Source organism: Paraburkholderia sediminicola (genome assembly GCF_046027355.1).
Classification (GTDB): domain Bacteria; phylum Pseudomonadota; class Gammaproteobacteria; order Burkholderiales; family Burkholderiaceae; genus Paraburkholderia; species Paraburkholderia sediminicola_B.
Window position 1 is genome coordinate 93,911 of sequence record NZ_JAQQEK010000030.1, and the last position, 7,979, is coordinate 101,889.

The window sequence follows — 7,979 nt, forward strand, 5'->3', positions numbered from 1 at the left end:
ACTTACGTTTCGATGTACTGAGCGCGTTGTCCAGGAGCGTGGCGTCGGGACTTCAGGAAAGCGCGCTGCCTGAGTCATTTCGTGTCACTTATTCGTACGGAGTTGAAACATGAGCACCCAGAATTTCGGCGCCCGCACCCGCGCCCCACTTGTCCTTTCACTACACAGCCGCTGGTGGCAATTATTGTGCGGCCTCGTATGCGCGATGGTCGCGTCCAATCCCCAATACATCTGGACTTTGCTGACGCGCCCGCTCACAGCGCAACTCGGCGTGTCGCTGCCGAGTCTGCAGGTCACCTTTTCCATCCTCATTGTCTGCCAGACTTTTCTATCGCCGCTCGAGGGCTATTTAATCGAGCGCTTTGGGCCGCGCTGGTTGCTGGCCGCGGGTGGCGCGATCACAGGGTTTAGCTGGGTACTGACGAGCCGCGCGGAATCTCTGCTGTCCGTTTATCTCTGCTATGGCGTTCTCGGGGGAATCGGCGTAGGTATTGTCGTGGTCGGCACGATCGGTCTGATGGCACGCTGGTTCCCAGACCGTCGGGGTTTTGCGATAGGCGTGGTGATGGCGGGCTTCGGCATGGGCGCGATGCTCACGACATTTCCGATCACCAACAGCATCGCCAGATACGGCTATCAGCATACGTTGGTCGTCTATGGCGTGATTCTCGGGGTGATCGGCATACTTGCCGCGCTCGGCATGAGACTGCCGCCTCCCGGCTACATGGCGGACTGGCGGCCGCAGAGAGCCGCGGCCGCCGTACCCGACACGCGGCCCAGCAACATGCTGCGCACGCCGTTGTTCTGGCTGATGTTTGTGATGATGTCGATGATGGCGACCTCCGGCCTGATGGTGACGTCGCAAATGGCAGTCTTCACGCGAGATTTCGGCATGGCGGGAGTTACCGTGTTCGGCCTCGCGGCGTTGCCGCTTGCGTTGACGATCGATCGCGTGGCGAATGGCGTGACGCGGCCTATGTTCGGATGGATCTCCGACCTGATCGGGCGCGAGCATACGATGCTGATCGCGTTCGGTATGGAAGCGATAGCGATGACCTTATGGCTCACATCGCGGCACGACCCGTTGTTGTTCGTGCTGCTATCGGGCGTCGTTTTTCTCGGCTGGGGCGAGATTTTTTCGCTGTTCCCTTCGACGCTCACGGACACGTTTGGCAGCAAGCATGCGATCGTCAACTACGCGTGCCTGTCTTATGCGCAAGGTATCGGTTCGATCCTGGGCGGACCGGTGGCGGCGCTACTCCACGAGCATACGGGCGGTTGGGATGCGGTGTTCGGCACGGCAATCGCATTGGATAGTTGTACCGCGGTGCTCGCGATCGCCGCACTCAGGCCGATGCGCCGCGCGTGGTTTGCCCGCGCTTCCAGGCGCTCGTAATGCACTCGGCCACGTCCAGCTTGCCAGCAATCTCGCCCGCTTGAATCTGCGCGGATGCGGCACCGCCTCGTCGATTCTCTGTTTTTTCGTCTCCTTAATTCTCCACTGAAAGGATTTAAATTCCGATGGATAGCGACCTGATCGACCTCATGATGAAGTGGCGGCACACACTGCACTCCTGTCCGGAAACTGCGTTCGAGGAGGTCGCAACCGCGGACCTCGTCGCCGGCGTATTGCGACAGTACGGCTTCGAGGTACATGCCGGCATTGGACGGACCGGTGTGGTGGGCACCATGACCCGAAGCGCGGGGCCTGCCATCGGCTTGCGCGCCGACATGGACGCGCTGCCGATCGCCGAAGCCAATCGCTTCGCACATCGATCGCAACATGAAGGCAAGATGCATGCGTGTGGCCATGACGGCCATACTGCAATGCTGCTCGGCGCCGCTGTCGCGCTGAGCCGCGACCCCAGTTGGCGCGGTACGGTACATGTGATTTTTCAGCCAGCAGAAGAAGGGCCGGCGGGCGGCGGCAGGATGATGGTCGAAGACGGACTCTTCGAGCGCTTTGCGTGCGACGCCGTGTTCGGTTTGCACAACTGGCCGGGCATCCCGCGCGGACATTTTGCGATCAACGACGGTCCGATGATGGCATCGTTCGACACGTTCGAGATTGTTGTCGACGGCAAGGGTTCGCATGCCGCGATGCCGGAGGAGGGGAGCGACGTGCTGGTGTGTGTCAGCCAGATTGTCACCGCATTGCAGACGATCATAAGCCGACGAATTTCCCCGAAGGAATCAGGCGTCGTTAGCGTCACGCAAATTCATGGTGGCGAAGCGTGGAACGTATTGCCTGACCGTGCGGTCATTCGCGGCACCGTCCGCTGTTTTTCGAGCGCTGTGCAGGAACGGATCCGCGCGTCGATCGGCGAAATCTCCTCGGGTATTGCGCGCGCACTGGGCGCAAACGCGACGCTCGACTATCGCTACGCGTATCCGGCCACGGTCAACAGTGCCGTTCAAGCCGACCTTGCGGCTGTGGCCGCTGAGGCGACCGTCGGCACTTCCGGCGTGCGGCGAGGTTGTGTGCCTTCGATGGCCTCGGAAGATTTTGCGTTCATGCTGCACGCAAAGCCCGGCGCGTATATCTGGATGGGTGTCGACGAGGCGACTCCGGCAGCACCGCTCCATAATCCGCATTACGATTTCAACGATGCGGCGCTTGCGATCGGTGCGAGTTATTGGGTGAATCTCGTCAAGCTGTTTGGTGCCCGGTAAAGGACCCTCATGCAATCTGCCAACCTCCAGCATGCTGTGCAATTCGCGATCGATTATGAAACGCCCTGGGACCGCGAGGTCGATGGCGTTTGGGGCGTACATCCGGACGACCCGCCACCCTGGAACCGGCTGCTCGGACCGGTGCATGGGCGTGGCCCGGTGTCCGGCGTCATCACTCGGGCCGGCCGCCCGCTAACTTCGTGGGGCGAACCTGAGCGTGCCGACCTGACCTTTAGCATCGCCAAGACTTATCTGGCGCTGCTGGCCGGCGTTGCGCACGATCGAGGCCTGATGCCCGATGTCGACGAGCCGGTGCAAGTGCGCGTGCCTGGTATCGGCTTTGATGACGAGCACAACGCGAGCGTGACCTGGGCGCAACTTCTGCAGCAGACGAGCGAATGGCAAGGCGTGTGTTTCGGCTTGCCCGATGAGGCCGATCACTACCGATACGTCAAATTCGGCAAGGAGCCCGATGGGAAAAAAGGGGAGCGGCGGTCGTTACGGGCTCCCGGTACCTACTGGGAATATAACGACGTGCGCATCAATCAGCTTTCGCTCGCGCTGCTGCACCTGTTCCGCCGCCCGGTGCCGGAGGTGTTTCGAGAAGCGATTATGCGGCCACTCGAAGCGAGCGAGAACTGGCAATGGGTCGGTTACGACAATGCCTGGGTGGAGGTGGGCGGGCAGCGTGTGCAGTCGGTTCCGGGCGGCACGCATTGGGGTGGTGGCCTGTCGATCAGCGCCCAGGACCAGATCAAGGTGGCTCGCCTGTTGCTGGGTCAGGGCAGCGTCAACGGCCAACAGATAATCTCCAGCGAGTGGCTGCAGCGCATGTTGACACCGTGTGCGATCGCACCGTTCTATGGCTACCTGGTCTGGCTCAACCACGAGCGCAGCGTCTTTCCGAGCGTGCCGGCGTCCAGCTACTTCGCAATCGGTGCGGGCGGTTCGTTCACTTGGATCGAGCCCGAACGCGAGCTGGCGGTGGTGGTGCGCTGGCTCAACCCGGCACATGCCGACGAATTTTTCCGTTTGGTGCTCAAGGCGATTGACGAAGGGGCGAGGGGTTAATCTGTGTCCATCCACTTGCCGCACAGGCATTGTGCGTGCTTGCCCCACTCGTGCGCATTGCGTTACGCTCGTGCCGTTTGGCAAGCGCCCGGCTTGTCCGCACTTTGGGAGTTTCCGCACGGTGGTATGTTTCGTGCACGAAACGCGTAGAATTTAAAAGTTGCAGTGTGCAACTGAATCAAAGTAGCCGAATGGGAGGACAGCATGTCGAAGGCGCCGTATCCAAGACTGGAGCATTTGAACTTCCGCCTCGATGTACTGAGCGAGTTGGCCAAGGGCGTGGCGTCTGGCCTTTACGAAGCCGAATGTGACGTAACCCTTCGCGACCTGCGCGTGCTGCGTTTCGTCGATATGCAGCCGGGCATCTCCCTGGGCCCGCTGATTGAACTGACATACCTTGAAAAGACGCTGGTTTCGAAGCTGGTCACCACGCTAGCTAATCGCGGCTTGTTAACGCGCTCTACCGGCACGACGGATGCACGTGTCATCAACCTGAACTTGACCAGGAAAGGCAAGGCGATCGTCCGCAAGTGCGACCGGATCGGCAAGATCTTCGACGAACAGCTCATGTCCGTTTTGTCAGCCGAGGAAAAGCGAGTGCTTTTTGACTGCATCAACAAGCTGACGGAACACGTTGAGGAGGGCGGCGAATGGACGCTCCCGGCGACACGGCGCAAACGCACAGCCTGAATCGAGACGCCGGGGCGAGAATAGGCTGCCACAGCGCGGGCAGACGATCGGCGGCATGTGGCGCACGCCGGTTGCCACGCCCGCGCGTTCTTTTGAAGAAGTAGTAGGCCAAGCGCCAAAGGCGAGACCGAACATGCTGAATCTCTCTTCAACTTCCACGGTTATGCCCATCGGGACAAGCGAATTCACTCGGTTCAATTCCGCGCTATCGTAATGCGGTCCGCGTATGGCCACTCACCTCCCGGCCTGCATCCGGGTCTATGCCGATAAAGTAGAGGACCGAGATCAGCACCAGCACCGCCACTAGCAGGAAGGCGAGCCGGAAATCAGCCAGTGAGAGTTGGGCGTGATTTCCATGAAGCAGGACCGCAGCGTGCAGCGCTATCGCACCAAATGCGATGCCCAGACCGATTGTCATCTGCTGGACCATACTGAAGAATGTGCTCGCTGAACTCATTCGCGCCGGCGGGACGTCCGCAAACGCGAGCGTGTTGATGCTTGTGAACTGCATCGACCGGCACAGGCCGCCCGCGAGCAATACCAGCATGATCAGCGCGCGCGGCGTGTCCGGCGAAAGCAGGCTGCACAATGCGATTGTGACTGCGGTAAGCACCCCGTTGACGATCATTACCTTGCGAAAGCCAAAGCGTTTGAGGATCGGCGTGGTGACAGTCTTCATGCCCAGATTGCCGGCCGCGTACGCGAGTACCAGCAAACCCGCAGCGAATGCATTCAAGCCGAAGCCCAGTTGGAACAACAGCGGTAACAGGAAGGGTGAGACGCTGACCGACACGACATATAACGAACCGCCGTCGAGGGTCACGCGGAACGTCGTAATTCGCCAGGGCGAAAGATCGATCAGGGGGTGTTCGGCGCGGCCGAAATGCCGTATGGCCAGGACCGCAGCGACCAAGCCGCAGATCAGCGCGCCGGCCGTGATGCGCCAGTCGCTATGCAGTTGCCCGATCAGGACCATGCCGTACATCAGGCACGTCAGCGCAATACCGCTCAGCACGAACCCCGGCACATCGAAGGGACGGCGGGTGGATTCGCGGTAGTTCGGAATGAATAGGGCGGTTAGCGCCAGACCCAGCAACCCGATCGGTACGTTAAGCAGAAAGATCCAGCGCCAGTTGAAATAGGTCGAGATAAACCCGCCCAACGCTGGACCCAACACCGGCGCGGCGAGGCCGGGCCACGTGATATAGGCTATCGAGCGCATCAGGTGACGTTTCTCGGTGCTGCGCAGCACGGCGAGGCGGCCTACCGGCACCATCATTGCGCCGCCGATTCCCTGCAGGATCCGCGAGATCGTGAATTCGACGAGGCCGTTACTCATCCCACACAATATGGAGGCGCCGGTGAACACGATGATCGCGCCACCGAACACCGAACGTTGCCCAAATCGGTCAGCCACCCATCCGCTGATCGGAATGAAGACCGCGAGCGCCAGCAGATAGGCAGTCATGCCGATACTCAGGCTCACGGACGTGACGCTGAACGTGGCGGCCATGTGGGGCAGTGCGGTCGCGATCACCGTCGCATCCAGGTTCTCCATGAAATAGGCGCTGGCGACGATCAGCGCGATGATGACTGGCTGGCGGCTTGACAAAGACATGGGCGGAGAACGGAATTCGGGTTGTGCGACGCGCCCTCAAACGCGCCAGATTGAGGCGTTTGCAGCGGGTGGCAGTCAAAGATGGGGTTCGCCTCGCGGTAGCCTGAGATAATGCATGGCTGCGCCCGGGTGCGTGGCGAGACTGTTCCTCGTACCCGGACGATATACTCTACCAAACCATAAGTCGTCATGTGAAGACTTATTTTTCGAAAGCGATGGACAGAGGAGCATCATGAAGGCCAAACCCAGGGATGTTGCAGATCCGGGCAGCAAGACCGTAGTGGGTCGCGCGCCCATCAAGCGGCCAATGAAGAAAGCACCGCAGCGTCTGCCACGCGCCGAGCGTCAGGCGCGCGTGCTGGAGAAGGCCGCCGAATATTTCGCCGAGCACGGCCTGAACGCGCAGACTCGCGCGATTGCCGAGGCCTGCGGCGTGTCGCAGCGTTTGCTGTATAGCCTGTTCCCTAGCAAGGCCGCGTTGATCGACGAAGTTTACAAGCGTGAAATTGTGGGGACCTTCAAGGCGATGTGGTTTGTTCAACTGAAAGACCGCAGTGTGCCCATTGAAAGCAGGCTCAATACTTTCTATCGCGAGTACTACGATACCCTTCTGACGCGGCAGTGGCTTCGCCTGTTCCTTTACTCTTCGCTTGAAGATCTGCAAATGGCGCCGACGTACACGAATGCTGTCGTGACGCACGCGCTTGAGATCATTGTCACTGAGACGGCGCACGAATTGGGACGCGGCGTACCGGCCGATCCGGCTCATCTGACCGAGGTGGGCTGGCTGCTGCACGGCGCGGTGTCCCACCTTGCGATTCGCCGCCGTATTTATTCGAACGACAACGCCACGCCTAGTGACGCGGTGATTGCGATGCACGTGCGCGCCTTCCTCACGAGCGCGCCAGCGCTGCTTCCGGCGCTGGAAAGCACCTGAGCGTGAGGCGCTGGCAGCGTCGCGCAGGTTGGTGCACCGTCTTCGTCCTGTCAACTGCGTTGAACATAGAGTCGATCGTCCGCTTTGTCTCCTCGTCGGGGCTCCATCAGGTCGATGGGAAGGCGACGGAAGAATGAAGTAATGAAGAAAAGGAAATCGCTTTATCACGGTCACCGCTTCCCTGGCGTCGTCAACAGCTGCGCGGTTCGGTGGTATTTCCGGTTCAGCCTGAGCTTGCGCGACATCAAGGAGTTGTTGCTCGAGCGCGGTGTCGTGGTCACATACGAGACAGTCCGTTGCTGGTGCGACAAATTCGGGCTTCACGCATTCTCCCGCATATGGCATAAAGTGTATGAAGACTTCGTGATGCGGCAGATCTACGAGATGAGGATGCAAAACGCGCTCGAACAGTTTGAGGGGGCATGCGATAGAATGCCGGACTCGTGGCTGATTGTGGGCGATGATGTCCCGCTGGACTTTACGCCGGAGCAAGCATACGCAATGCTTCTCTTCTGCCGGCACGACGAATTTTGGAAACCATGATGAAACACGCCTGCCGCTACGCCATTGTCCGTTTCATGCCGTACGTGGAGACGGGTGAGTTCGCGAACGTCGGGATTGTGCTGATGAGCCCGACGGCCAAGTACTTTGGCTACCGCATGCTCGATCGCGTGCGGCGGGTGACCGCATTCTTCGACGAGCTCGACCCGAACATCTTTCGTAAAGCTAGGAAAACCTACCTCGACGAAATGACGCGCATTGGCTCGTCCATCGAAAGTGCTTTCGTCGACGCTGCGAAAGGACCGAGCGCCAACTACGCCAAGTTCGCTTTTACTGAACTTGTGAAACCTCGCCAAGCCATTATGTATGCCGACGAGGAGCGTGTCATCCTGACTGATGATCCGGCCGAGAAGCTGATCGAACTCTTCGACCACTACGTTGGCCGCGTGTTTGCGACCAAGGCATATCAGGAACGGGAAGTCGAGAGGC

The 7,979-nt window shown here is 59.9% G+C and carries 8 protein-coding genes; 7 read left to right on the forward strand and 1 reads right to left on the reverse strand.

The window, feature by feature from the left end:
- Positions 1-109: 109 nt before the first annotated feature.
- From oxlT to PQR42_RS35700, 4 genes are all read left to right on the forward strand, one after another.
- A complete protein-coding gene (oxlT, locus tag PQR42_RS35685) occupies positions 110-1,396 on the forward strand; it encodes an oxalate/formate MFS antiporter (RefSeq protein ID WP_408495041.1) in 1,287 nt (428 codons plus the stop codon).
- Between the two features lie 125 nt (positions 1,397-1,521).
- Positions 1,522-2,673 (forward strand): M20 aminoacylase family protein, encoded by a 1,152-nt coding sequence (locus PQR42_RS35690; protein ID WP_408495043.1) that lies wholly within the window; start codon positions 1,522-1,524, stop codon positions 2,671-2,673.
- A gap of 9 nt (positions 2,674-2,682) precedes the next feature.
- Positions 2,683-3,744 (forward strand): serine hydrolase domain-containing protein, encoded by a 1,062-nt coding sequence (locus PQR42_RS35695; protein ID WP_408495045.1) that lies wholly within the window; start codon positions 2,683-2,685, stop codon positions 3,742-3,744.
- A 204-nt stretch (positions 3,745-3,948) separates the two neighbouring features.
- A complete protein-coding gene (locus PQR42_RS35700; protein WP_408179722.1) occupies positions 3,949-4,434 on the forward strand; it encodes a MarR family winged helix-turn-helix transcriptional regulator in 486 nt (161 codons plus the stop codon).
- Between the two features lie 205 nt (positions 4,435-4,639).
- Here PQR42_RS35700 and PQR42_RS35705 read toward each other — a convergent pair whose 3' ends face one another.
- Positions 4,640-6,052, reverse strand: a complete 1,413-nt coding sequence (locus PQR42_RS35705) for an MFS transporter (protein ID WP_408495047.1) — start codon at positions 6,050-6,052, stop codon at positions 4,640-4,642.
- A 115-nt stretch (positions 6,053-6,167) separates the two neighbouring features.
- On the opposite strand from PQR42_RS35705, the gene PQR42_RS35710 reads away from it, so the two are divergent.
- From PQR42_RS35710 to PQR42_RS35720, 3 genes are all read left to right on the forward strand, one after another.
- Positions 6,168-6,989, forward strand: a complete 822-nt coding sequence (locus PQR42_RS35710; protein ID WP_408392050.1) for a TetR/AcrR family transcriptional regulator — start codon at positions 6,168-6,170, stop codon at positions 6,987-6,989.
- Between the two features lie 141 nt (positions 6,990-7,130).
- Positions 7,131-7,532, forward strand: coding sequence for a HipA family kinase (locus PQR42_RS35715; RefSeq protein ID WP_408495049.1), 402 nt, complete (start codon positions 7,131-7,133; stop codon positions 7,530-7,532).
- The coding region (locus tag PQR42_RS35720) for a DUF3037 domain-containing protein (RefSeq protein WP_408495051.1) at positions 7,529-7,979 on the forward strand (451 nt) is incomplete at its 3' end. The genes PQR42_RS35715 and PQR42_RS35720, both read left to right, overlap by 4 nt.